At 66.3% G+C, this 22,716-nt stretch carries 22 protein-coding genes; 21 read left to right on the top strand and 1 reads right to left on the bottom strand.

What is annotated here, in order from left to right:
- Nucleotides 1–31 precede the first annotated feature (31 nt).
- The 5 genes from lysA (at nucleotide 32) to rho (ending at nucleotide 7,199) form a co-directional block, all read left to right on the top strand.
- Nucleotides 32–1,417 (top strand): diaminopimelate decarboxylase, encoded by a 1,386-nt coding sequence (lysA, locus tag ACZY08_RS21050; RefSeq protein WP_463746595.1) that lies wholly within the window; start codon nucleotides 32–34, stop codon nucleotides 1,415–1,417.
- Complete coding sequence (locus tag ACZY08_RS21055; RefSeq protein WP_463746533.1) at nucleotides 1,414–2,733, top strand: homoserine dehydrogenase; 1,320 nt, start codon at nucleotides 1,414–1,416, stop codon at nucleotides 2,731–2,733. Before lysA ends, ACZY08_RS21055 begins: the two co-directional genes overlap by 4 nt.
- A complete protein-coding gene (gene thrC / locus ACZY08_RS21060) occupies nucleotides 2,730–3,830 on the top strand; it encodes a threonine synthase (protein ID WP_463746534.1) in 1,101 nt (366 codons plus the stop codon). Before ACZY08_RS21055 ends, thrC begins: the two co-directional genes overlap by 4 nt.
- Before the next feature lie 5 nt (nucleotides 3,831–3,835).
- Nucleotides 3,836–4,783, top strand: coding sequence for a homoserine kinase (gene thrB, locus ACZY08_RS21065; protein WP_463746535.1), 948 nt, complete (start codon nucleotides 3,836–3,838; stop codon nucleotides 4,781–4,783).
- A gap of 313 nt (nucleotides 4,784–5,096) precedes the next feature.
- Nucleotides 5,097–7,199 (top strand): transcription termination factor Rho, encoded by a 2,103-nt coding sequence (gene rho / locus ACZY08_RS21070; RefSeq protein WP_463746536.1) that lies wholly within the window; start codon nucleotides 5,097–5,099, stop codon nucleotides 7,197–7,199.
- Between the two features lie 61 nt (nucleotides 7,200–7,260).
- Here rho and ACZY08_RS21075 read toward each other — a convergent pair whose 3' ends face one another.
- The gene (locus ACZY08_RS21075) at nucleotides 7,261–7,866 is read right to left on the bottom strand and encodes a TetR/AcrR family transcriptional regulator (RefSeq protein ID WP_463746537.1); all 606 of its coding nucleotides are present in this window, start codon (nucleotides 7,864–7,866) and stop codon (nucleotides 7,261–7,263) included.
- A 142-nt stretch (nucleotides 7,867–8,008) separates the two neighbouring features.
- Between ACZY08_RS21075 and fadD1 the strand changes: the two genes are divergently transcribed.
- The 16 genes from fadD1 to ACZY08_RS21155 all read left to right on the top strand — a co-directional run bounded on the left by fadD1 (nucleotide 8,009) and on the right by ACZY08_RS21155 (nucleotide 22,589).
- Nucleotides 8,009–9,583 (top strand): fatty-acid--CoA ligase FadD1, encoded by a 1,575-nt coding sequence (gene fadD1, locus ACZY08_RS21080; RefSeq protein WP_463746538.1) that lies wholly within the window; start codon nucleotides 8,009–8,011, stop codon nucleotides 9,581–9,583.
- A gap of 123 nt (nucleotides 9,584–9,706) precedes the next feature.
- A complete protein-coding gene (gene rpmE / locus ACZY08_RS21085) occupies nucleotides 9,707–9,949 on the top strand; it encodes a 50S ribosomal protein L31 (protein WP_463746539.1) in 243 nt (80 codons plus the stop codon).
- An 87-nt stretch (nucleotides 9,950–10,036) separates the two neighbouring features.
- Nucleotides 10,037–11,119, top strand: coding sequence for a peptide chain release factor 1 (gene prfA / locus ACZY08_RS21090; RefSeq protein ID WP_463746540.1), 1,083 nt, complete (start codon nucleotides 10,037–10,039; stop codon nucleotides 11,117–11,119).
- Nucleotides 11,116–11,961, top strand: a complete 846-nt coding sequence (prmC, locus tag ACZY08_RS21095) for a peptide chain release factor N(5)-glutamine methyltransferase (protein WP_463746541.1) — start codon at nucleotides 11,116–11,118, stop codon at nucleotides 11,959–11,961. The genes prfA and prmC overlap by 4 nt, the downstream gene beginning before the upstream one ends.
- Before the next feature lie 30 nt (nucleotides 11,962–11,991).
- A complete protein-coding gene (locus ACZY08_RS21100; protein ID WP_463746542.1) occupies nucleotides 11,992–12,654 on the top strand; it encodes an L-threonylcarbamoyladenylate synthase in 663 nt (220 codons plus the stop codon).
- A gap of 10 nt (nucleotides 12,655–12,664) precedes the next feature.
- Nucleotides 12,665–13,909: a glycosyltransferase family 4 protein gene (locus tag ACZY08_RS21105; protein ID WP_463746596.1), complete on the top strand. Its 1,245-nt coding sequence runs from the start codon at nucleotides 12,665–12,667 to the stop codon at nucleotides 13,907–13,909.
- Between the two features lie 266 nt (nucleotides 13,910–14,175).
- Nucleotides 14,176–14,622: an ATP synthase subunit I gene (locus ACZY08_RS21110; RefSeq protein WP_463746543.1), complete on the top strand. Its 447-nt coding sequence runs from the start codon at nucleotides 14,176–14,178 to the stop codon at nucleotides 14,620–14,622.
- Nucleotides 14,623–14,632: 10 nt separating this feature from the next.
- On the top strand, nucleotides 14,633–15,418 hold the full coding sequence (gene atpB / locus ACZY08_RS21115) for a F0F1 ATP synthase subunit A (RefSeq protein ID WP_463746544.1): 786 nt from the start codon (nucleotides 14,633–14,635) through the stop codon (nucleotides 15,416–15,418).
- A gap of 80 nt (nucleotides 15,419–15,498) precedes the next feature.
- The gene (locus ACZY08_RS21120; protein ID WP_003888102.1) at nucleotides 15,499–15,759 is read left to right on the top strand and encodes a F0F1 ATP synthase subunit C; all 261 of its coding nucleotides are present in this window, start codon (nucleotides 15,499–15,501) and stop codon (nucleotides 15,757–15,759) included.
- A 9-nt stretch (nucleotides 15,760–15,768) separates the two neighbouring features.
- Nucleotides 15,769–16,284, top strand: a complete 516-nt coding sequence (locus ACZY08_RS21125) for a F0F1 ATP synthase subunit B (protein ID WP_463746545.1) — start codon at nucleotides 15,769–15,771, stop codon at nucleotides 16,282–16,284.
- Nucleotides 16,285–17,622 (top strand): F0F1 ATP synthase subunit B/delta, encoded by a 1,338-nt coding sequence (locus tag ACZY08_RS21130; RefSeq protein WP_463746546.1) that lies wholly within the window; start codon nucleotides 16,285–16,287, stop codon nucleotides 17,620–17,622.
- Between the two features lie 57 nt (nucleotides 17,623–17,679).
- A complete protein-coding gene (gene atpA, locus ACZY08_RS21135; protein WP_463746547.1) occupies nucleotides 17,680–19,329 on the top strand; it encodes a F0F1 ATP synthase subunit alpha in 1,650 nt (549 codons plus the stop codon).
- Between the two features lie 7 nt (nucleotides 19,330–19,336).
- Nucleotides 19,337–20,260: a F0F1 ATP synthase subunit gamma gene (locus ACZY08_RS21140; protein ID WP_463746548.1), complete on the top strand. Its 924-nt coding sequence runs from the start codon at nucleotides 19,337–19,339 to the stop codon at nucleotides 20,258–20,260.
- 43 nt (nucleotides 20,261–20,303) lie between these two features.
- A complete protein-coding gene (gene atpD, locus ACZY08_RS21145) occupies nucleotides 20,304–21,731 on the top strand; it encodes a F0F1 ATP synthase subunit beta (protein ID WP_090428634.1) in 1,428 nt (475 codons plus the stop codon).
- Between the two features lie 30 nt (nucleotides 21,732–21,761).
- A complete protein-coding gene (locus ACZY08_RS21150) occupies nucleotides 21,762–22,127 on the top strand; it encodes a F0F1 ATP synthase subunit epsilon (RefSeq protein ID WP_463746549.1) in 366 nt (121 codons plus the stop codon).
- 15 nt (nucleotides 22,128–22,142) lie between these two features.
- Nucleotides 22,143–22,589, top strand: coding sequence for a DUF2550 domain-containing protein (locus ACZY08_RS21155; protein WP_463746550.1), 447 nt, complete (start codon nucleotides 22,143–22,145; stop codon nucleotides 22,587–22,589).
- Nucleotides 22,590–22,716: the final 127 nt, after the last annotated feature.

The following is a 22,716-nucleotide window of genomic DNA, read 5'->3' on the forward strand; positions in this document are numbered from 1 at the left end:
ACATCCCGCCGGACCCCGGCACGCCGAAGAGATCCATCACCCCGGCGCTCCCGTCAAACCGCAGAGCCCCGACGAAGTCCTGCTGTTGGCGCCGAACGTGTGGCCGCGCAACTTGATTCGTGGCGCTGACGGCGTGGTGTCGATCGCCGGAGTGGCGGTCACAGATCTGGCGGCCGAGTACGGCACCCCGCTGTTCGTGATCGACGAGGACGATTTCCGGTCGCGCTGCCGCGACATCGCCGCAGCCTTCGGTGGCGGCGACCACGTGCACTACGCGGCCAAGGCGTTCCTGTGCACCGAGATCGCCCGCTGGGTCAACGCCGAAGGCCTGTCGCTGGATGTCGCGACCGGGGGAGAGCTCGCAGTGGCGCTCCATGCCGACTTCCCGTCGGATCGAATCACATTGCACGGCAACAATAAATCTGTCGCCGAGCTCACCATGGCCGTCAAGGCCGGGGTTGGGCATGTGGTGGTCGATTCCCTGATCGAGATCGAGCGTCTGGACGGTGTCGCCGGCGCCGCGGGCATCGTCCAGGACGTGCTGGTCCGCGTGACGCCGGGAGTGGAAGCGCACACCCACGAGTTCATCTCGACCGCTCACGAGGACCAGAAGTTCGGGCTGTCGCTGGCCAGCGGTGCGGCGATCGAAGCGGTGCGCAAGGTGTTCGCCACCGACAACCTGCGTCTCGTCGGATTGCACTGCCACGTCGGTAGCCAGATCTTCGACGTGGCCGGATTCGAGGTCGCCGCCCACCGGGTGATCGGCCTGCTGCGTGACGTCGTCTCCGAGTTCGGTGTCGAGAAGACTTCGCAGATGTCGGTGATCGACCTCGGTGGGGGACTGGGGATCTCGTACGTCCCGTCTGACGACCCGCCGCCGATGAAGGAACTGGCCGACAAACTCAAGGCCATCGTGCGCAGCGAGTCCGAGGCCGTCGGCCTGCCGACTCCGAAGCTCGTGGTGGAGCCGGGCCGCGCGATTGCCGGGCCAGGGACCATCACGCTGTACGAGGTCGGCACCGTCAAGGACGTGGCGATCAGCACCACCGCGCAGCGACGTTACGTGAGCGTCGACGGCGGGATGAGCGACAACATCCGCCCGGCGCTGTATGACGCCGAGTACGACGCCCGCCTGGTGTCCCGCGCCAGCGACGCCCCTGCGACGCTGGCACGCATCGTCGGAAAGCACTGTGAGACCGGTGACATCGTGGTCCGCGACACCTGGGTCTCCGACGACGTCGTGCCCGGTGACCTACTGGCCGTTGCCGCAACCGGTGCCTACTGCTACTCGATGTCGAGCCGGTACAACCTGTTGTGCCGACCTGCCGTGGTGGCCGTGAAAGACGGCAAAGCGCGGTTGGTGCTCCGTCGGGAGACCGTCGACGATCTTTTGAGCCTGGAGGTGAGTGGTCAATGAGTGAGAAGCCCATCGGCGTAGCGGTACTGGGGCTGGGCAACGTCGGCAGTGAAGTGGTGCGCATCATCAACGAGAGCGCCACCGATCTCGCCGCTCGCATCGGCGCCCCGCTCGAGGTGCGTGGCATCGGGGTACGCAAGGTCTCCGGTGACCGTGGCGTGCCCGAGGACCTGCTCACCGACGACATCATCGAACTGGTGTCGCGCGACGACGTGGACATCGTGGTCGAGTTGATGGGTCCGGTGAAGCCGGCCCGCAAGGCGATCCTGGCCGCCCTCGAACAGGGCAAGTCAGTGGTCACCGCCAACAAGGCGCTGATGGCACAGTCCACCGGCGAACTGGCGCAGGCCGCCGAAAAGGCGCGCGTCGACCTGTATTTCGAAGCCGCGGTGGCCGGGGCGATCCCCGTCATCCGCCCGCTGACCCAGTCGCTGGCCGGTGACACCGTGCTGCGGGTGGCCGGAATCGTCAACGGCACCACCAACTACATCTTGTCCGAGATGGACAGCACCGGAGCCGATTACAGCTCGGCGCTGGCCGATGCCAGTGCCTTGGGATACGCCGAGGCCGATCCCACCGCCGACGTCGAGGGCTACGACGCCGCGGCCAAGGCCGCAATCCTGGCCTCCATCGCATTCCACACCAGGGTTACCGCCGACGACGTCTACCGCGAAGGCATCACCAAGGTGAGCTCGGCTGATTTCGAGTCCGCCCGTTCGCTCGGCTGCACCATCAAGCTGCTGGCCATCTGCGAGCGGCTCACCACTGATGAAGGCAAGCAACGTGTTTCGGCACGCGTCTACCCGGCGCTGGTGCCGTTGACGCACCCGCTCGCCGCGGTCAACGGCGCCTTCAATGCGGTGGTGGTCGAGGCCGAGGCGGCCGGCCGGCTGATGTTCTACGGGCAGGGTGCGGGGGGAGCGCCGACCGCATCGGCCGTGATGGGCGACGTCGTGATGGCCGCCCGTAACCGCGTCCAGGGTGGCCGTGGTCCGCGGGAATCCAAGTACGCCAAGCTGCCGATCGCCTCGATCGGGTTCATCCCCACCCGTTACTACGTCAACATGAACGTCTCGGACCGGCCGGGCGTGTTGTCCGCAGTGGCAGCAGAATTCTCCAAGCGCGAGGTCAGCATCGCCGAGGTGCGCCAGGAGGGCATGGTCGACGACGAGGGCCGGCCGTGTGGTGCGCGCATCGTGGTGGTCACCCACCGGGCCACCGATGCCGCGCTCTCGGAAACCGTCGAGGCGCTGGCCGATCTCGACGTGGTGCAGACCATCAACAGCGTGCTGCGTATGGAAGGAACGAACGCATGAACCCCGGGACGCAAGGAAAGACCAGCGCAGGGCCGGTGCACCGGCCCTGGCCGGGATTGATCGAGGCCTACCGAGATCGCCTCCCGATCGGCGACAACTGGACGCCGATCACCTTGCTCGAGGGCGGCACGCCCCTGATCCATGCCAAGCGCCTGAGCGAACTCACCGGCTGCACAGTGCATCTCAAGGTCGAGGGGCTGAACCCGACCGGGTCCTTCAAGGACCGCGGCATGACGGTGGCGGTCACCGAGGCACTGGCCCGCGGTCAGGAGGCCGTCCTGTGCGCCTCCACCGGCAACACCTCGGCCTCGGCAGCGGCCTACGCGGCTCAGGCCGGCATCACCTGTGCCGTGCTGATCCCGCAGGGCAAGATCGCCATGGGCAAGCTCGCGCAGGCCGTCATGTACGGCGCCAAGATCATCCAGGTCGACGGCAACTTCGACGACTGTCTGGAGTTGGCCCGCAAGATCACTGCCGATTTCCCGACCATCGCGCTGGTGAATTCCGTCAACCCGTACCGCATCGAGGGGCAGAAGACCGCCGCGTTCGAGATCGTCGACGCACTGGGCGTCGCCCCCGACGTGCACGCGCTGCCGGTGGGTAACGCGGGCAACATCACCGCGTACTGGAAGGGCTACACCGAGTACCACCGCGATGGGCTGTCGGAGCGGTTGCCCCGCATGCTCGGCACCCAGGCGGCCGGTGCCGCCCCGTTGGTGCTGGGTGAGCCGGTCAAGGAGCCCGAGACCATCGCCACCGCCATCCGCATCGGTTCGCCGGCGTCGTGGTCCGGTGCGGTCGAGGCCCAGCAGCAGTCCAAGGGCCGGTTCCTGGCGGCCACCGACGAGGAGATCCTCGCCGCGTACCACCTGATCGCCCGAAGCGAAGGGGTGTTCGTCGAGCCCGCGTCGGCCGCCAGCGTGGCGGGCCTGCTCAAGTCGATCGAGGACGGTTGGGTCAAGCGCGGCTCGACAGTGGTCTGCACGGTCACCGGCAACGGCCTCAAGGATCCAGATACCGCACTCAAGGACATGCCCACCGTCACCCCGGTGCCCGTCGATCCCGTCGCCGTCGTCGCCAAACTCGGACTGGTCTGAGCCTGGTGAATCAGACCCTGCCCGCCGGACTCACGGCCACTGCCGTTGTCGCAGCCTCCAGTGCCAACCTCGGACCAGGCTTCGACAGCCTGGGGTTGGCGCTGAGTCTGTACGACGAAATCATCGTCGAGACAACCGAATCCGGCCTCCGGCTAGAGGTTGAGGGCGAGGGCGCAGGGCACGTTCCGCTGGACGCGACGCATCTCGTGGTCCGCGCGATCGAGGCCGGGTTGCAGGCCACGGGCCACCGTGCCGCCGGCCTGATCGTGCGCTGCCGCAACGAAATTCCACATTCGCGTGGGCTCGGATCATCGGCCGCTGCGGTAGTCGGTGGCCTGGCGGTAGTCAATGGCCTTGTGGCGCAAGCTGGTTCGGATCCGATGACCGAAGATCAGCTGATCCAGCTGTCCAGTGAGTTCGAAGGTCACCCGGACAACGCTGCAGCGGCCGTCCTGGGCGGGGCCGTGGTGTCCTGGACCGAAACCGATGACGACGGCCGGCCGAGGTACCGCGCCGTGCCGGTGCGGGTGCATCCGGATATCCGCCTGTTCCCCGCGGTGCCGCAGCAGCGGTCGTCCACCGCCGAGACCCGGGCCGTGCTCCCCGAGCAGGTCAGTCACGTCGATGCCCGCTTCAACCTCAGCCGCGCCGCCCTACTGGTGGTGGCGCTGACCGAGCGGCCCGATCTGTTGATGACCGCCACGCAGGATGTGTTGCATCAACCACAACGTGCAGCGGCAATGCCGGCCTCCGCGGAATACCTGGGACTCCTGCGGCGTTGTGGGGTGGCAGCGGTGCTGTCCGGGGCCGGACCTACGGTTCTGGGCCTCAGCTCTCAGGTGGGATTGCCTGATGAGGCCATGGATTACGGCACTGCCAACGGGTTCACCGTCAGGGAGATGTCGGTCGGAGCAGGCGTCCGCTGGACGTCGGGTGTGGCCGCCAGGAATTGACGATTGAGCGGCGCGAGAAGAAGCAAACGCCACACGCCAAGCGTCCACGTTGCTTGATTACTTCACCAAAGCGAGATATTCTCGCTCTCGTCCAGCACTCGCAGGGTCTCTGCCTGCGTCGACACCAGGACGACCACCCAATCTTCTTGTGTTCTACTCGTGGACTGACGGTTCGCCTTATATCGGCGAATCCTGGCGATCGCCGTTGCGCAGGCGACGGTGTGAGCTACGCGGTCAGCGGTTCAGCTGAACGCGCATCGACCTTTGGGGAACCCTCGCACCACATGATGCGCGAGGGAAAGAAAGGAAATCCGTGACAGATACGGACCTCTTCACGGCTGACAGCGCAAATGGCGCTGGGGATCTACAGAACGCCGTGACATCTGAAAGCACTGCGACCGCTGACGCCACAACGCCGGCTGCTGCCTCTGCGCCCGGAACCGACACCGCGCGGCGCGCTTCGAGCGCCCGGCCCGCGGCGCTGTCGACCATGGTGCTGCCTGAGTTGCGAGCGCTGGCCAAGGAAATCGGCGTTGAAGGCGCGTCCGGTTTGCGTAAGAGTGAGCTGATCGCAGCTATTCGCGCCCACCGTGGCGAATCCAACGGTGCCACCACCGAGGCCAAGCAGGCCCCCGCCGCCGTCCAGCCGGACGCCGGCGCCGAGGCTGCCGAGCAGCCGGCGACGCGTCGCCGTGAGCGCCGCGGTTCTACGCGTCAGGCCGGTGCCCCGGCCGCCGATGCCGTCAAGGACGACGCCGGTAAAGACGCTGGTAGCGAGGCCGCCGGTGAATCCGCCAAGGCTGAGGCGAAGGCCGATTCCGCGGCCGAGGCCGGCGTCAAGAACGCTGAGGCTGCCGCCGAGCCGCAGGAGAAGCCGGCCAGGCAGGAAAAGCGCGACCGGCAGGATCGGCGCGACAAGCGCGAGCAGTCCGACGCGGCCAACAAGGCCGACAACAAGCAGGACGACAAGCGCGACAACAAGCAGGACCGCGACCAGAAGCAGGACCGCGACCAGAAGCAGGACCGCGACCAGAAGCAGGACCGCGACCAGAAGCAGGACCGGGGTCAGGGTCGCGAGCAGTCCGATCAGCAGGACAACCAGCAGAACCGGGGCGGCAACTCCTCTTCCAACGTCGATGACGATGGGGACGGGGACGGCCGTCAGGGCCGTCGCGGCCGCCGGTTCCGTGACCGCGACCGTCGCCGTCGTGGTGAGCGTGGCGCCGAGGGTGGCAACGACACCGAACTGCGCGAGGACGACGTCGTCCAGCCGGTGGCCGGCATCCTCGATGTCCTGGACAACTACGCATTCGTCCGCACCTCGGGCTACCTGGCCGGGCCGAACGACGTGTATGTGTCGATGAACATGGTCCGCAAGAACGGTCTTCGCCGCGGTGACGCGGTGACCGGTGCGGTCCGGGTTGCCCGCGAGGGCGAGGGTGGCGGCGGGCAGAACCCGCGGCAGAAGTTCAACCCGCTGGTGCGTTTGGACAGTGTCAACGGCGGTCCCGTCGAGGCGGCCAAGAACCGTCCCGATTTCACCAAGCTCACCCCGCTGTACCCGAATCAGCGGCTGCGCCTGGAGACCACGCCCGACCGGCTGACCACCCGCGTCATCGACCTGATCATGCCGATCGGTAAGGGGCAGCGCGCCCTGATCGTGTCACCGCCCAAGGCCGGTAAGACCACGATCATGCAGGACATCGCCAACGCGATCACCCGCAACAACCCGGAATGCCACCTCATGGTGGTGCTCGTCGACGAGCGTCCGGAAGAGGTCACCGACATGCAGCGTTCGGTGAAGGGCGAGGTCATCGCCTCGACCTTCGACCGTCCGCCGTCAGATCACACGCAGGCCGCCGAGCTCGCGATCGAGCGGGCCAAGCGCCTCGTCGAGCAGGGCAAGGACGTCGTCGTGCTGCTGGACTCGATCACCCGTCTGGGGCGTGCGTACAACAACGCGTCCCCGGCCTCGGGTCGCATCCTGTCCGGTGGTGTGGACTCCACCGCGCTGTACCCGCCGAAGCGCTTCCTCGGCGCCGCGCGCAACATCGAGCACGGCGGGTCGTTGACCATCATCGCCACGGCGATGGTCGAGACCGGCTCCACGGGTGACACCGTGATCTTCGAGGAGTTCAAGGGCACCGGTAACGCCGAGCTCAAGCTCGATCGCAAGATCGCCGAGCGCCGGGTGTTCCCTGCGGTCGACGTCAACCCGTCCGGTACCCGCAAGGACGAGCTGCTGCTCTCCACCGACGAGTTCGCCGTCGTGCACAAGCTGCGCCGGGTGTTGTCCGGGCTGGACAGCCACCAGGCCATCGATCTGCTGATGAGCCAGCTGCGCAAGACCAAGACCAACTACGAGTTCCTGGTGCAGGTCTCCAAGACTGCCCCGGGGAACATGGATGTCGACTGATCCCGGCCTGACCGGATAACGACGCGCAAGGCCCCCGTCCGCGGGGGCCTTTTGCGTGCCGTCAGGAAGTTGTCTGCGGGCGCAGTCCGGGCATCAGATAGCGCCGAACCTGGGCGAGGACCGCGTCCTCGTCACTGGGATCCAGCGTGTTGCCCGGCACCGTTGCCAGCGAGATCAACACTCGCGCAACCCATTCTGATGCTTCGGGAATGTCGATGTCGGCACGGACCTCGCCACGGTCGCGAGCGGCCGCCAGATAGGGCGACCAGAACTCGGCGAGGTCGGGGATCATGCCCTGCACGCCGGCGCCCGCACAGGCCGCGAATTCCTCGGGCTCGTCTGTCCGGAGTTTCATCAACACCGCGCCCGGATCGTCATACGCTCTGAGCCCGTTGACGACACCCCAGGCAATCTGACGGTCCAGCCCCTCGATCTGCCCGAGCATCGCCTGGGCTTCCGACCAGAACGTGTCACTGAGTCGCACGATCACGGCGCCCAGCAGCGTCACCTTGTCCGGGAAATGGCGGTACAGCCAGCCGCGGGACACTCCGGCGGCCTCGGCGACCTCCGAGACGGTGGTCGCACGAATACCCTTGGTCCGCAGGCATTCTTCGGCAGCGTCGATCAGTCGATCTCGCACGCTGCGCGGTGCCGTGGTGCTGGTCAACTGTGGCGTCTCCTGAACTCCGGGGCGATTGCGGGACAGTTAGGTACATGATTCTGCCAAGGGTGCTTCGTGTCGCGCCACATCCATGGTAGACAGTTTTTCTAATCTGTTCACCCTTCACCGAGCTTTGGGGATCATTTCGATGGCCGAAACGCTGCAGCAGTTGCTCCGGGAACGCGAAGGAGGCGACACGGTCGCCATCAGGTACGGCGACCGGAGCTGGACCTGGCGTGAGCACATCGCCGAAGCGAAGGCCCAGGCTGCAACCCTGATTGCGCTGGCCGACCCGCAGCGTCCGCTGCATGTCGGCACCCTTCTGGGCAATACGCCCGACATGCTGACCGCGCTCGCGGCCGCGGGCCTCGGCGGCTATGTGCTGTGCGGCATCAACAACACCCGTCGGGGCGATGCGCTGGCCCGCGACATCGCCCGGGTCGAATGTCAGGTCGTCCTGGTCGATCAACATCATCGTCAGCTGCTCGAGGGCCTCGACCTGCCGGGCGTCACCGTCATCGATGTATCGGACACCGCCTGGTCACCGCAGGAACTCATCCCGCACCGCGAGGTCGGGCCCGACGACACCTTCATGATGATCTTCACCTCGGGCACCAGCGGCGAGCCCAAGGCCGTTCAGGTGGCGCACTCCATCGTGTTGTTCTCAGCCGCCGCGCTGGTGCAGCGCTACGACCTGACGGAGGCGGACACGTGCTACCTGGCCATGCCGCTGTTCCACTCGAACGGGGTGTACGCCGGATGGGGCGTGGCGCTCAGCTCGGGCGCGGCCATGGCGCCGGCACAGTTCTCCGCATCCGGGTTCCTCCCGGACATCCGCCGTTACGGCGCGACGTACATGAACTACGTCGGCAAGCCACTGGCCTACATCCTGGCCACCGCCGAGCAATCCGACGACCACGACAACACCCTGCGGGTGGCGTTCGGCAACGAGGCCGCCGACCGCGACATCGACGAATTCAGCCGCCGGTTCGGGTGCAGCGTGTGGGACGGATTCGGCTCGACAGAGCTGGCGATCATCATCACCCGTTCCGAGGGCACCCCGGCCGGCAGCGTCGGCCAGGGTTTCCCGGGCGTGGCGATCTACGACCCGGAGACTCTTGAAGAATGCCCGGCTGCGCAATTCGATGACACCGGGGCCCTGATCAACGCCGAGGCCGCCACCGGTGAGCTGGTCAACACCAACGGCAGCGGGATGTTCCGCGGCTACCACAACGACCAGGGTGCGACCGATGAGCGGCTGCGCCACGGCATGTACTGGTCGGGCGATCTTGCCTACCGCGACGCCGACGGCTGGATCTACCTGGCCGGGCGCACCGCCGATTGGATGAGGGTGGACGGCGAGAACATCACTGCCGCCCCGATCGAACGAATCCTGCTACGGCAGCCGGTGATCAGCCGGGTGGCGGTCTATCCGGTGCCCGACGAGTTCGTCGGTGACCAGGTGATGGCCGCTCTCGTGCTGCGTGACGGGCAGGGGCTGACGCCCGACGAGTTCAGCGCATTCCTGGCGCAGCAGCGGGACCTGTCACCGAAATCCTGGCCGCGGTACGTGTGGCTGGCCGACGACCTGCCCAGCACGGCGACAAACAAGATTCTCAAGCGTGAACTGGTCGCCCTCGGTTCCGATCCGGTTGGCCGGGTGCTGTGGAAGCGCGACGGCACGACCTACACGGTTGTTCGGCCCGACGCGGATGGGGAATAGGCGCCGGTCATCCGGCGTTTAGGATGCTGGCGGTTGACCTGGCATAATGGACCGCCGACCCTCGGTCCCGGTTCACGTCCATCCGAATTGCGGGCGACCCGGGCCAACGATTGAAGAGGAACCATGAAAACAGGCATTCACCCCGAGTATGTCGAGACCACGGTGCACTGTGGTTGCGGCCATACCTTCCAGACCCGTAGCACCAAGCAGACCGGCCAGATCGTGGTCGAGGTCTGCTCGCAGTGCCACCCGTTCTACACCGGCAAGCAGAAGATCCTCGACAGCGGTGGTCGCGTGGCCCGCTTCGAGAAGCGGTACGGCAAGCGCAAGCCTGCCGGCGATCAGGCTGCTGCAGCCGACAAGTAGCTACGTCAACGGCGCCCGATCTGTCGCATTTGCGTCAGATCCGGGCGCTGTTCTCGTTTCACGGCGGATTTCGGGAAGGAGTGAACAGTGACCGGCACTGATACGGCCCCGGCGATCGAGGCGTTACTGGTTGAGCACGCCGACCTCGAGCGCCAACTGTCCGACCCCAACCTGCACGCCGATGCCGCAGCCGCCCGGAAGGTGGGTCGGCGCTTCGCCCAGATCTCTCCTGTCGTCGGGACCTACCGCAAGCTGGAGACCGCCCGCGGTGACCTGGAGGCTGCCCGCGAACTGGCCGCCGACGACGCCAGCTTCGCTGACGAGGTGGACGAGCTGACCGCCAAGGTCGCCGAACTCGATGCGCAGCTCACCGACCAGCTGGCCCCCCGCGATCCCCACGATGCCGATGACATCGTGCTTGAGGTGAAGTCCGGAGAGGGCGGCGAGGAGTCGGCCCTGTTCGCAGCTGATCTGGCGCGGATGTACATCCGGTACGCCGAGCGTCACGGCTGGACCGTCACGGTGCTCGACGAGACGTGGTCGGACCTCGGCGGTTACAAGGACGCCACCATCACCATCGCGAGCAAGGGCGACTCGGCAGACGGCGTGTGGTCGCGGATGAAGTTCGAAGGTGGGGTGCACCGCGTTCAGCGGGTGCCCGTCACCGAATCCCAGGGCCGGGTGCACACCTCGGCCGCAGGTGTCCTGGTCTATCCGGAGCCCGAAGATGTCGAGGCTGTCCAGATCGACGAATCCGACCTGCGCATCGACGTCTACCGGTCCTCGGGCAAGGGCGGACAGGGCGTGAACACGACCGATTCCGCGGTGCGCATCACCCACCTGCCCACCGGCATCGTGGTCACCTGCCAGAACGAGCGCTCCCAGCTGCAGAACAAGGCCCGGGCCATGGTCGTGCTCGCCGCTCGGCTGCAGGCACTGGCCGAAGAGCAGGCGTCGGCCGACGCATCGGCCGACCGGGCCAGCCAGATCCGTACGGTCGACCGCAGCGAACGGATCCGCACGTACAACTTCCCCGAGAACCGGATCGCGGATCACCGCATCAACTTCAAGGCGCACAATCTCGACCAGGTGCTCGACGGAGACATGGACGCGCTGCTCGACGCGCTGGGCGCCGCCGACAAACAGGCCCGGCTACAGCAGCAGGCATGACACCCCTGCGGCAGGCCGTCGCGGCGGCAGCAGCACGGTTGGCCGCCGTCGGCATCGGCTCCCCGCGCATCGACGCCGAACTACTGGCCGCACACGTCCTGGGTGTCGACCGCAGCCGACTGTTGTCTCTCGACGATCCCGATGAACGGTTCGAGCAGGCCTACGACGAGCTCGTCGCCGCCCGCTCCCGCCGGATTCCCCTCCAGCATCTGACCGGCACCGCGCCGTTCGGCCCGTTGACACTCAGTGTCGGCCCCGGTGTGTTCATCCCGCGCCCGGAGACCGAGGCGCTGCTCGAATGGGCCTGTGCACGACAACTTCCCGAAAATCCGGTGATCGTCGACCTCTGCACGGGTTCGGGTGCGTTGGCGTTGGGGCTGGCCGCCCAGTGGCCCGATGCCCGGGTACTCGCCGTCGAGAACTCGCCCGCGGCCCTGGAATTTGCCCGACGCAACGCGGCGGGATCCACTGTCGAAATACTGGCCGCCGACGTCACCGCGCCCGGTCTGCTGCCCGAACTCGATGCCAAGGTGGACCTGCTGGTGTCCAACCCGCCCTACATCCCCGAGGCCGCAGTCCTGGAACCCGAAGTCGCCCAACATGATCCGCCGGCCGCGTTGTTCGGCGGCCCCGACGGGATGTCGGTGATCCGGCCGATCGTCGCGCTGGCCGCGCGCTGGCTGCGCGACGGTGCGTCGTGCGCTGTCGAGCACGACGACACCACGTCCGAGCAGTCGGTCGAGTCATTCGCGCGGGACGGGCACTTCACCGCGGTCACCGCGCGCCGTGACCTCGCAGGGCGACCCCGCTTTGTGACGGCGACCCGGATTGGGAGAAGCTGAGTTGATGCGCGCACCGACCGGGGAGCCGACATGACCATCTTCGATTGCGCCGACGCCGATCAGCGTGCGGCCGGTATCGCCTCGGCGATCAGCGCGGTGAAGGGTGGCCGGCTGGTGGTGCTACCGACCGACACCGTCTACGGGATCGGTGCCGATGCCTTCGATCGGGAGGCTGTCGGCAGTCTGCTCGCCGCCAAGGGCCGCGGGCGCAACATGCCGGTCGGTGTATTCGTCGGGTCGTGGAACACCATCGACGGTCTGGTCTATTCGGTGCCGCCCGCTGCCCGCGAACTGATCCGTGCCTTCTGGCCGGGCGCACTGAGCCTGGTGGTCACGCAGGCGCCGTCCCTGCAGTGGGACCTCGGGGACGCCAACGGCAGCGTCATGCTCCGGATGCCGATGCACCCGGTGGCCATCGAGCTGCTGCGGGAAGTCGGCCCGATGGCCCAGTCGAGTGCCAACGTCTCGGGCCGCCCTGCCGCGTCGACCGCAGCTGCGGCCCACGAGCAACTCGGCGACAAGGTCGAGGTCTACCTCGACGGCGGGCCGGCCGAACAACAGGCCGCGTCCACGATCGTCGACCTCACTGGCGTCCACCCCCGCATCCTGCGGACCGGCCCGATCAGTGCGGCGGACATCGCCCGGGTCGTCGGCGTGGAAACGTCCACGCTCACAACAACACCTACGGAGTGATCTCAGCTTGCTGCAGTACGGTTCATCGGTGATGTCGGCCGGTGACGCAGTGATGCCCGCGGTCAATTCGGGGCTTCTCGCTCTGTCGGACCGGGGCGCCGGTGTACCGCTGCGTGAACTGGCACTGGTCGGGCTGACCGCCGCGATCATCACGTATTTCGCCACCGGCTGGGTGCGCGTGATCGCCATTCGGCTCGGCGCCGTTGCCTACCCCCGTGAGCGCGACGTCCATGTGCAACCCACCCCGCGCATGGGTGGGTTGGCGATGTACATCGGGGTGGCCGCCGCGGTCCTGCTGGCCTCCCAACTGCCGGCACTCACGCGGGGTTTCGTCTATTCCACCGGCATGCCTGCAGTGGTGGTGGCGGGCGGGCTGATCATGGCGATCGGATTGATCGACGACCGCTGGGGCCTGGACGCCCTGACGAAATTCGCCGGGCAGATCACCGCGGCCAGCGTGCTCGTCACGATGGGTGTGGCCTGGAGCGTGCTCTACATCCCGTTCGGGGGAGTGGGCACCATCGTGCTCGACCAGGTCTCGTCGATACTGCTGACGCTCGCACTCACGGTCTCGATCGTCAACGCGATGAACTTCGTCGACGGACTCGACGGTCTGGCGGCCGGCCTCGGGCTCATCACCGCCCTGGCCATCTGCGTGTTCTCGGTCGGACTGCTGCGTGACCACGGCGGTGACGTCCTGTTCTATCCGCCCGCGGTCATCTCGGTGGTGCTGGCCGGTGCCTGTCTGGGCTTCCTCCCGCACAATTTCCACCGGGCCAAGATCTTCATGGGCGACTCCGGGTCGATGCTCATCGGCCTCATGCTGGGCGCGGCGTCGACGACGGCGGCCGGGCCGATCTCGCAGAATGCCTACGGCGCTCGCGATGTTTTCGCGCTGATGTCGCCGTTCCTCCTGGTGATCGCCGTGATGCTGGTGCCGGCCCTGGATACGTTGCTGGCCATCGTGCGGCGCACCCGGGCCGGCCGGAGTCCGCTCAGCCCCGACAAGATGCATCTGCACCATCGGTTGCTGCAGATCGGCCACTCACATCGCCGTGCGGTCCTGCTGATCTACCTGTGGGTGGGCATCATCGCCTTCGGCGCTGCGGCGACCATTTTCTTCGATCCGCGCTACACCGGAGCGGTGGTCGTGGCGGCCATTCTGGTGGCGATCGTGGTGACGCTGATACCGCTGTTGCAACGCGGGAATGAAGGGTCCGACGACGAGCACGAAGGGGAGTACGACAAAAAGTAGTAGGCCCCGTTTTAGGGTGCCTACCATGTGGTACCGTGCTGCCAGAACCCGAAAAACCTCGCGGGTTGCCGGCCCGGCCCTTCGGTTCGACGAACCGTCAGGTGCCGATCAACGACCGACAAAGGGAGCTACCCCGTGGGTGATTTCAGCCCGCCCGTTGCCCTCCGATATTCTCGTCGGGCACGCACAGGGTTTTGCCAGGCGCTACACGTCGCCGGCGCATCCGAGGGGACAGCTTTCCGTAACGGCGGGATTGGGGTGAAGCGGTGACGACACCAGCGCAGAACGCGCCGTTGGTGTTCCCGTCGGTGGCCTTCCGGCCGCTGCGTCTCCTGATTGTTTGCGTGGCACTGTCCGCGCTGGCCATCGTGGCCGCCGGATTCGCCGGACACATCTACTTCGGAGTTTTCTTCGGGGTCGGGCTGGGCCTCGGTCTGGTCAACGCCCTGCTGGTTCGCCGGGCGGTCGAATCGATCACGGCAGAGGATCACCCGCTCAAGAAGAAGATGGCCGTGAACTCCGCGACACGGCTGCTGATCATCACTGCGATCGCACTCGGCATCGCATTTGTCTTCAAAACCTCGGGCGGCATCGCGGTGCTGTTCGGGCTGGCGATTTTCCAGGCTCTGCTGGTGATGAGCACCAGCATCCCCGTGCTGCGGAAGATCCGCTCGAACGGCCTGGATGTCTTGGATACGGAATCGAAGGGTTGAGCTGACCTATATGACTCAGACGACGACCGTGCTCGCTGCCGAAGAGGGTGGCCCCGCCATCCACGTCGGCCACCACACCATGGTGTTCGAGCTGTTCGGGATGACGTTCAACGGTGACACCATCCTGGCCACCGCGGTCACCGCGGTGATCGTGATCGCGCTGGCGTTCGTCCTGCGGGCCAAGGTCACCTCGACCGGCGTGCCGGGCGGTGTACAGCTGTTCTGGGAGGCCTTGACCATCCAGATGCGCCAGCAGATCGAGGGTTCGATCGGTATGAAGGTCGCCCCGTTCGTGCTGCCGCTGTCGGTGACGATCTTCGCCTTCATCCTGATCTCCAACTGGCTGGCGGTGCTGCCGCTGCAGTACGGGGGGCCCGACGGCGCCGCTGCCGAGTGGTACAAGCCGCCGGCTTCCGACATCAACTTCGTGCTGGCGCTCGCCTTGTTCGTGTTCCTCGCCTACCACGCCGCAGGCATCTGGCGGCGCGGCATCATCGGGCACCCGATCAAGGTGGTCAAGGGGCACGTCGCGTTCCTGGCGCCGATCAACATCGTCGAAGAGATCGCCAAGCCGATCTCGCTGGCCCTCCGACTTTTCGGCAACATCTTCGCCGGCGGCATCCTGGTCGCGCTGATCGCGATGTTCCCCTGGTACATCCAGTGGGCACCCAACGCGATCTGGAAGACCTTCGACCTGTTCGTCGGCCTGATCCAGGCATTCATCTTCTCGCTGCTGACGATCCTGTACTTCAGCCAGTCGATGGAGCTGGACCACGAAGACGGCAATGCGCACTGACCTGATCCGATAAGTCTCTACAACTACACAACACGAACCTCTGGCGGCACAGCCACCAGTTATCAAGGAGGATAAAAGGAATGGAACTCGACCCCAACGCCCTCATCACGGCCGGCGCGCTGATCGGTGGCGGTTTGATCATGGGTGGCGGCGCCATCGGCGCAGGTATCGGTGACGGTATCGCGGGTAACGCGCTGATCTCGGGCATCGCCCGTCAGCCCGAGGCCCAGGGCCGTCTGTTCACCCCGTTCTTCATCACCGTCGGTCTGGTGGAGGCCGCGTACTTCATCAACCTGGCTTTCATGGCGCTGTTCGTCTTCGCCACCCCGGGCCTGCAGTAGTCCATCAGCATGGGTGAACTGAGCGCAACGATCCTGGCTGCGAGCCAGGCAGCCGAGGAAGGCGGTGGGGGCCAGAGCAACTTCCTGGTCCCCAACGGCACCTTCTTCGCCGTGCTGATCATTTTCCTGATCACGCTCGCCGTGATCGCGAAATGGGTTGTGCCGCCGGTCGGCAAGGTGCTGGCAGAGCGCGAAGCGATGCTGGCCAAGACCGCCGCCGACAATCGGAAATCGGCCGAGCAGGTGGCCGCGGCACAGGCCGATTACAACGAGGCGATGGCCGGGGCACGCACACAGGCATCGGCCATCCGTGACGAGGCCCGTTCGGCGGGTCGCGAGGTGGTCGACGCCAAGCGTGCCGAAGCCAGCACCGAAGTGGCCGAAACCGTGCGCCAGGCCGATGAGCAGCTTGCTGCCCAGAGTGCCGGTGTGCGGCCGGGTCTGGAGTCGTCGGTGGACGGACTCTCGCGGACCCTGGCCAACCGAATTTTGGGCGTCGACGTGAAATCAGGTGGGACGCAGTAGATGTCGATATTTATCGGGCAGCTGATCGGCTTTGCTGTCATCGCATTCATCATCATCAAGTGGGTTGTGCCGCCGGTGCGGAGCCTGATGCAGAAGCAGCAGGAGGCCGTGCGGGTCGCGCTCGCCGAGAGCGCCGATGCGGCCAAGAAGCTCGCCGATGCCGATGAGATGCATGCCAAGGCACTCGCCGACGCGAAGGCCGAATCGACCAAGGTGACCGACGAGGCCTCGCAGGACTCCGAGCGGATCACTGCTCAGCTGGCCGAGCAGGCCGGCACCGAGGCCGAGCGGATCAAGGCCCAGGGCGCTCAGCAGGTTCAGCTGATGCGCCAGCAGCTCATCCGCGAGCTTCGGACCGGTCTCGGATCAGAGTCGGTGGCCAAGGCCGACGCTCTGGTCCGGGCGCACGTCGCCGACCCGGCTGCGCAGGCGGCCACCGTCGACCGGTTCCTCGCCGAGCTCGACCAGATGGCGCCGTCGGCAGTGGTGATCGACACCGCCGCCACGGCGAAACTGCGCGCGGCGAGCCGCGAGTCGCTGACGGCCGTGGTCGGAAAGTTCGACTCCGTCGCGGGCGGTCTGGACGCCGACGGCCTGACCACCCTGGCCGAGGAGCTGACCTCCGTCGCCAGGCTGCTGCTGTCGGAGCCGACGCTGAACCGGCATCTGGCCGAGCCGACGGACGAGACTGGCGCCAAGGCCGAGCTGGTCGATCGTCTGCTGTCGGGCAAGGTCGGCAGCACCACACTGGACGTGCTGCGGACTGCCGTCTCGCAGCGCTGGTCGACCGAATCGAACCTGGTCGACGCGATCGAACACACCGCACGTCTGGCGCTGCTCAAGCGCGCCGAGACTGCCGGCGAGGTCGACGAGGTGGAGGACCAGCTGTTCCGGTTCGGCCGCCTGCTCGACGCCGAGCCCAAGCTCTCGGCTCTGCTCAGTGACTACACCGCCCCGATCGACGGCCGGGTTGCCTTGCTGGACAAGGTGCTCGGCGGCAACGCGGGTGCGAATGGGACGGCAGCTGCGCTGCTGACCCAGACTGTGGGACTGCTTCGCGGTGAGCGTGCCGACGAGGCGGTCATCGACCTCGCCGAGCTCGCAGTGTCCCGCCGCGGTGAGGTGGTCGCGCACGTGACTGCTGCGGCTGACCTGACCGATGCCCAGCGGACCCGGTTGTCGGAGGTGCTCACCCGCATCTACGGACATCCGGTGTCGGTGCAGTTGCACGTCGACCCGGAACTGCTCGGTGGTCTGTCGATCACCGTCGGTGACGAAGTGATCGACGGCTCGATCTCGTCCCGACTGGCCGCCGCTGCGACCCAGTTGCCCGACTGACCCGAGCCACGAACCCCCAGGACCACCCCAAAGATCAAGGTAGGAAGACGAAAAACCATGGCAGAGTTGACAATCTCGGCTGCTGATATCGAAGGTGCCATCGAGGACTACGTATCCTCGTTTTCCGCCGACACCGAGCGTGAAGAGATCGGCACCGTCGTCGACGCCGGTGACGGCATCGCCCACGTCGAGGGCCTGCCCTCGGTCATGACCCAGGAACTCCTCGAGTTCCCGGGCGGTGTGTTGGGTGTGGCGCTCAACCTCGACGAGCACAGCGTCGGTGCCGTCATCCTGGGTGACTTCGAGAAGATCGAAGAGGGCCAGCAGGTCAAGCGCACCGGCGAGGTCCTCTCGGTGCCTGTCGGCGACGCCTTCCTCGGTCGCGTCGTCAACCCGCTCGGTCAGCCGATCGACGGCCAGGGCGACATCGCCGCCGAGGAGCGGCGTGCCCTCGAGCTGCAGGCCCCGTCGGTGGTTCAGCGCCAGGGCGTGTCCGAGCCGCTGCAGACCGGCATCAAGGCCATCGACGCCATGACCCCGATCGGCCGTGGCCAGCGTCAGCTGATCATCGGTGACCGCAAGACCGGCAAGACCGCGGTCTGCGTCGACACCATCCTCAACCAGCGTGAGGCCTGGGAGACCGGCGACCCCAAGCAGCAGGTGCGCTGCGTGTACGTCGCCATCGGCCAGAAGGGCACCACCATCGCCAGCGTGAAGCGCGCGCTGGAAGAGGGCGGCGCGATGGAGTACACCACCATCGTCGCGTCCCCTGCCTCGGATCCTGCCGGCTTCAAGTGGCTGGCGCCGTACACCGGTTCGGCCATCGGGCAGCACTGGATGTATGACGGCAAGCACGTGCTGATCGTCTTCGACGACCTCTCCAAGCAGGCCGACGCCTACCGCGCCATCTCGCTGCTGCTGCGCCGCCCGCCGGGCCGCGAGGCATTCCCCGGCGACGTCTTCTACCTGCACTCCCGTCTGCTGGAGCGTTGCGCCAAGCTGTCCGACGAACTCGGCGGCGGTTCGATGACGGGTCTGCCGATCATCGAGACCAAGGCCAACGACATCTCGGCGTTCATCCCGACCAACGTCATCTCGATCACCGACGGCCAGTGCTTCCTGGAGTCCGACCTGTTCAACCAGGGCGTGCGACCGGCGGTCAACGTCGGTGTGTCGGTGTCGCGTGTCGGTGGCGCCGCGCAGATCAAGGCCATGAAGGAAGTTGCGGGAAGTCTGCGCTTGGATCTGTCGCAGTACCGCGAGCTGGAGGCCTTCGCGGCCTTCGCCTCGGATCTGGACGCGGCCTCCAAGGCTCAGCTGGATCGTGGTGTGCGCCTGGTGGAGCTGCTCAAGCAGGCGCAGTACAGCCCGCTGGCGGTCGAGGACCAGGTCGTCTCGATCTTCCTCGGTACCCAGGGCCACCTGGATTCGGTTCCGGCCGAGGACGTCACACGCTTCGTCGACGAGCTGCTGGAGCATGTCAAGGCCAGCCACTCCGAGATCCTCAAGGGCATCAAGGAGACCAAGAAGCTCTCCGAGGAGAACGAGGAGAAGCTGGTCTCGGTCATCAATGAGTTCAAGAAGGGCTTCGCCGCCTCCGACGGCAGCTCCGTGGTGGTCAACGAGGCCGATGCCGACGCACTGGATCCCGCGGACCTGGAGAAGGAATCGGTCAAGGTCCGCAAGCCGGCTCCCAAGAAGGCCTAGGTAACCAATGGCAGCCACACTTCGCGAACTACGCGGACGTATCAAATCCGCCTCGTCGATCAAGAAGATCACGAAGGCGCAGGAGCTGATCGCCACGTCGCGGATCGCCAAGGCGCAGGCCCGGGTCGATGCGGCCCGGCCCTACTCCACCGAGATCACCAACATGCTCACCGAGCTTGCGGGTGCCAGCGCGCTGGATCACCCGCTGCTCGTCGAGCGGGAGAACCCCAAGCGGGCCGGTGTCCTCGTGGTGTCCTCGGACCGCGGCCTCTGCGGCGGTTACAACGCCAACGTGCTGCGTCGGGCCGAAGAACTGTTCTCGCTGCTGCGGGACCAGGGCAAGAGCCCGGTGCTCTACGTCGTCGGCCGGAAAGCTCTGGGCTACTACAGCTTCCGGCAGCGAACGGTGACCGAATCGTGGACCGGGTTCTCGGAGCGGCCCACCTACGAGAACGCCAAGGAGATCGCAGACACCCTGGTGTCGGCGTTCATGTCCGGCGCTGACGACGACGGCGATGACGCCGGAGCCGACGGCATCTTGGGCGTCGACGAACTGCACATCGTGTCCACGGAATTCCGGTCCATGCTGTCGCAGACCGCGGTGGCTCATCAGGTTGCGCCGTTGGTCGTCGAGTACGTCGGTGAGCCGGAAACCGGTCCGCACACGCTGTATTCGTTCGAGCCGAATGCCGAGGACCTGTTCGACGCGCTGCTGCCGCGCTACATCGCCACCCGGGTGTACGCAGCACTGCTGGAGGCAGCGGCCTCGGAGTCGGCTTCGCGCCGGCGCGCCATGAAGTCGGCCACCGACAACGCCGACGATCTGATCAAGGCGCTCACGCTCGCGGCCAACCGCGAACGTCAGGCACAGATCACCCAGGAAATCAGCGAGATCGTGGGCGGCGCGAACGCGCTGGCCGACGCGCGCTAGCCGGACCAAAGACGACAGAGCCTCGTAGGAAAGCGAAGAGAGAATGACTGCTACTGCAGAAAAGACCGCGGGCCGCGTAGTCCGCATCACCGGCCCGGTGGTGGACATCGAGTTCCCGCGCGGTGCCGTGCCCGAACTGTTCAACGCGCTGCACGCCGACATCACCTATGGCGCGCTCGCGAAGACCCTGACGCTTGAGGTTGCCCAGCACCTCGGCGACAGCCTGGTGCGCTGCATCTCGATGCAGCCCACCGACGGCCTGGTGCGTGGCACCGACGTCCGCGACACCGGCGCCTCGATCTCGGTGCCGGTCGGCGACGGCGTCAAGGGCCACGTGTTCAATGCCCTCGGCGACTGCCTCGACGAGCCCGGCTACGGCAAGGACTTCGATCACTGGTCGATTCACCGCAAGCCGCCGGCCTTCGCCGACCTGGAGCCCCGCACCGAGATGCTGGAGACCGGTCTGAAGGTCGTCGACCTGCTCACGCCGTACGTGCGTGGTGGCAAGATCGCCCTGTTCGGTGGCGCCGGCGTGGGTAAGACGGTTCTGATCCAGGAGATGATCAACCGTATCGCCCGCAACTTCGGCGGTACCTCGGTGTTCGCCGGCGTGGGTGAGCGCACCCGTGAGGGCAACGACCTCTGGGTCGAGCTCGCCGACGCCAACGTCCTCAAGGACACCGCGTTGGTGTTCGGCCAGATGGACGAGCCGCCAGGCACCCGTATGCGCGTCGCCCTGTCGGCCCTGACCATGGCCGAGTACTTCCGCGACGAGCAGAACCAGGACGTGCTGCTCTTCATCGACAACATCTTCCGGTTCACCCAGGCCGGTTCCGAGGTTTCGACCCTGCTGGGTCGTATGCCTTCGGCCGTGGGTTACCAGCCGACGCTGGCCGACGAGATGGGCGAGCTGCAGGAGCGCATCACCTCGACGCGTGGTCGCTCGATCACCTCGATGCAGGCCGTGTACGTGCCCGCCGACGACTACACCGACCCGGCACCGGCCACCACGTTCGCTCACCTGGACGCCACGACGGAGCTCTCGCGTGCGGTGTTCTCCAAGGGCATCTTCCCCGCTGTGGACCCGCTGGCATCGTCCTCGACGATCCTGCACCCCAGCGTCGTCGGCGACGAGCACTACCGCGTCGCCCAGGAAGTCATCCGGATCCTGCAGCGCTACAAGGATCTTCAGGACATCATCGCCATCCTCGGTATCGACGAGCTGTCGGAAGAGGACAAGGTTCTGGTGTACCGCGCCCGTAAGATCGAGCGCTTCCTGAGCCAGAACATGATGGCGGCCGAGCAGTTCACCGGCCAGCCGGGTTCGACCGTGCCGCTCAAGGAGACCATCGAGGCCTTCGACAAGCTGGCCAAGGGCGAGTTCGATCACCTGCCCGAGCAGGCGTTCTTCCTCATCGGTGGTCTGGACGACCTGGCGAAGAAGGCCGAGAGCCTCGGCGCGAAGCTGTGACGGTAGTCCTTCGGCGAGAGGTGGTGTGGAATGGCTGATTTGAACGTTGAGATCGTTGCCGTCGAGCGTGAGCTCTGGTCCGGCGCCGCTACGTTCGTCTTCACCCGGACCACCGCTGGTGAGATCGGCATCCTGCCGCGGCACATTCCTCTGGTTGCGGAGCTCGTCGACGACGCCATGGTGCGGGTCGAGCGCGAAGGTGAGGACGATCTGCGGATCGCCGTTGACGGCGGTTTCCTGTCGGTGACCGAGGAGACGGTTCGGATCCTGGTGGAGAACGCTCAGTTCGAATCCGAAATCGACGCCGACTCCGCCAAGCGGGATGCTGAGTCCGACGACGAGAAGACAGCGGCTTGGGGTCGGGCGCGGCTGCGCGCTGTCGGCCAGATCGACTGACGACAGAGACGACGGATGAGCGCGCCCATGATCGGCATGGTCGCGCTCGTCTGCGTTCTACTCCTATTGGTCGGGGCCTTGAGCTACCGCTTGTGGAAGTTGCGTCAGGTCGGTGGAACCGCCGCAATCCTGCGTGATTTCCCCGCCGACGGGGGTAGCGGCTGGCGCCATGGAGTGATGCGCTACCGCGGCGGGGAGGCCGGGTTCTACCGCCTGTCCAGCATGCGGTGGTGGCCTGATCGACGGTTGAGCCGACGCGGGCTGGAAGTGGTGTCGCGCCGTCCACCGCGTGGTGACGAGTTCGACATCATGACCGATCAGATCGTGATTCTCGAACTGCGCGACATCAGCCCCGAACGCCGGCAAGGCTACGAGATCGCCCTGGATCGGGGAGCCTTGACGGCGTTCACGTCATGGCTCGAATCACGGCCTTCGCCGCGGGCCCGGCGGCGGAATTACTGATCCGCTGCGGGCTGTTCGGTCTTCGCGCAAGCGCTCATCCGGTTGGTTTGGTCTTCGCGCAAGCGCTCATCCGGTTGGTTTGGTCTTCGCGCAAGCGCTCATCCGGTTGGTTTGGTCTTCGCGCAAG

It is taken from the genome of Mycobacterium sp. IDUB_9 (assembly GCF_055419505.1).

Coding starts and splice junctions, on each gene's coding strand:
- ACZY08_RS21055 (WP_463746533.1), top strand. CDS start 1,414: ATGAGTGAGAAGCCCATCGGCGTAGCGGTACTGGGGCTGGGCAACGTC.
- thrC (WP_463746534.1), top strand. CDS start 2,730: ATGAACCCCGGGACGCAAGGAAAGACCAGCGCAGGGCCGGTGCACCGG.
- fadD1 (WP_463746538.1), top strand. CDS start 8,009: ATGGCCGAAACGCTGCAGCAGTTGCTCCGGGAACGCGAAGGAGGCGAC.
- rpmE (WP_463746539.1), top strand. CDS start 9,707: ATGAAAACAGGCATTCACCCCGAGTATGTCGAGACCACGGTGCACTGT.
- prmC (WP_463746541.1), top strand. CDS start 11,116: ATGACACCCCTGCGGCAGGCCGTCGCGGCGGCAGCAGCACGGTTGGCC.
- ACZY08_RS21100 (WP_463746542.1), top strand. CDS start 11,992: ATGACCATCTTCGATTGCGCCGACGCCGATCAGCGTGCGGCCGGTATC.
- atpB (WP_463746544.1), top strand. CDS start 14,633: ATGACTCAGACGACGACCGTGCTCGCTGCCGAAGAGGGTGGCCCCGCC.
- ACZY08_RS21120 (WP_003888102.1), top strand. CDS start 15,499: ATGGAACTCGACCCCAACGCCCTCATCACGGCCGGCGCGCTGATCGGT.
- ACZY08_RS21125 (WP_463746545.1), top strand. CDS start 15,769: ATGGGTGAACTGAGCGCAACGATCCTGGCTGCGAGCCAGGCAGCCGAG.
- ACZY08_RS21130 (WP_463746546.1), top strand. CDS start 16,285: ATGTCGATATTTATCGGGCAGCTGATCGGCTTTGCTGTCATCGCATTC.
- atpA (WP_463746547.1), top strand. CDS start 17,680: ATGGCAGAGTTGACAATCTCGGCTGCTGATATCGAAGGTGCCATCGAG.
- ACZY08_RS21140 (WP_463746548.1), top strand. CDS start 19,337: ATGGCAGCCACACTTCGCGAACTACGCGGACGTATCAAATCCGCCTCG.
- atpD (WP_090428634.1), top strand. CDS start 20,304: ATGACTGCTACTGCAGAAAAGACCGCGGGCCGCGTAGTCCGCATCACC.
- ACZY08_RS21150 (WP_463746549.1), top strand. CDS start 21,762: ATGGCTGATTTGAACGTTGAGATCGTTGCCGTCGAGCGTGAGCTCTGG.
- ACZY08_RS21155 (WP_463746550.1), top strand. CDS start 22,143: ATGAGCGCGCCCATGATCGGCATGGTCGCGCTCGTCTGCGTTCTACTC.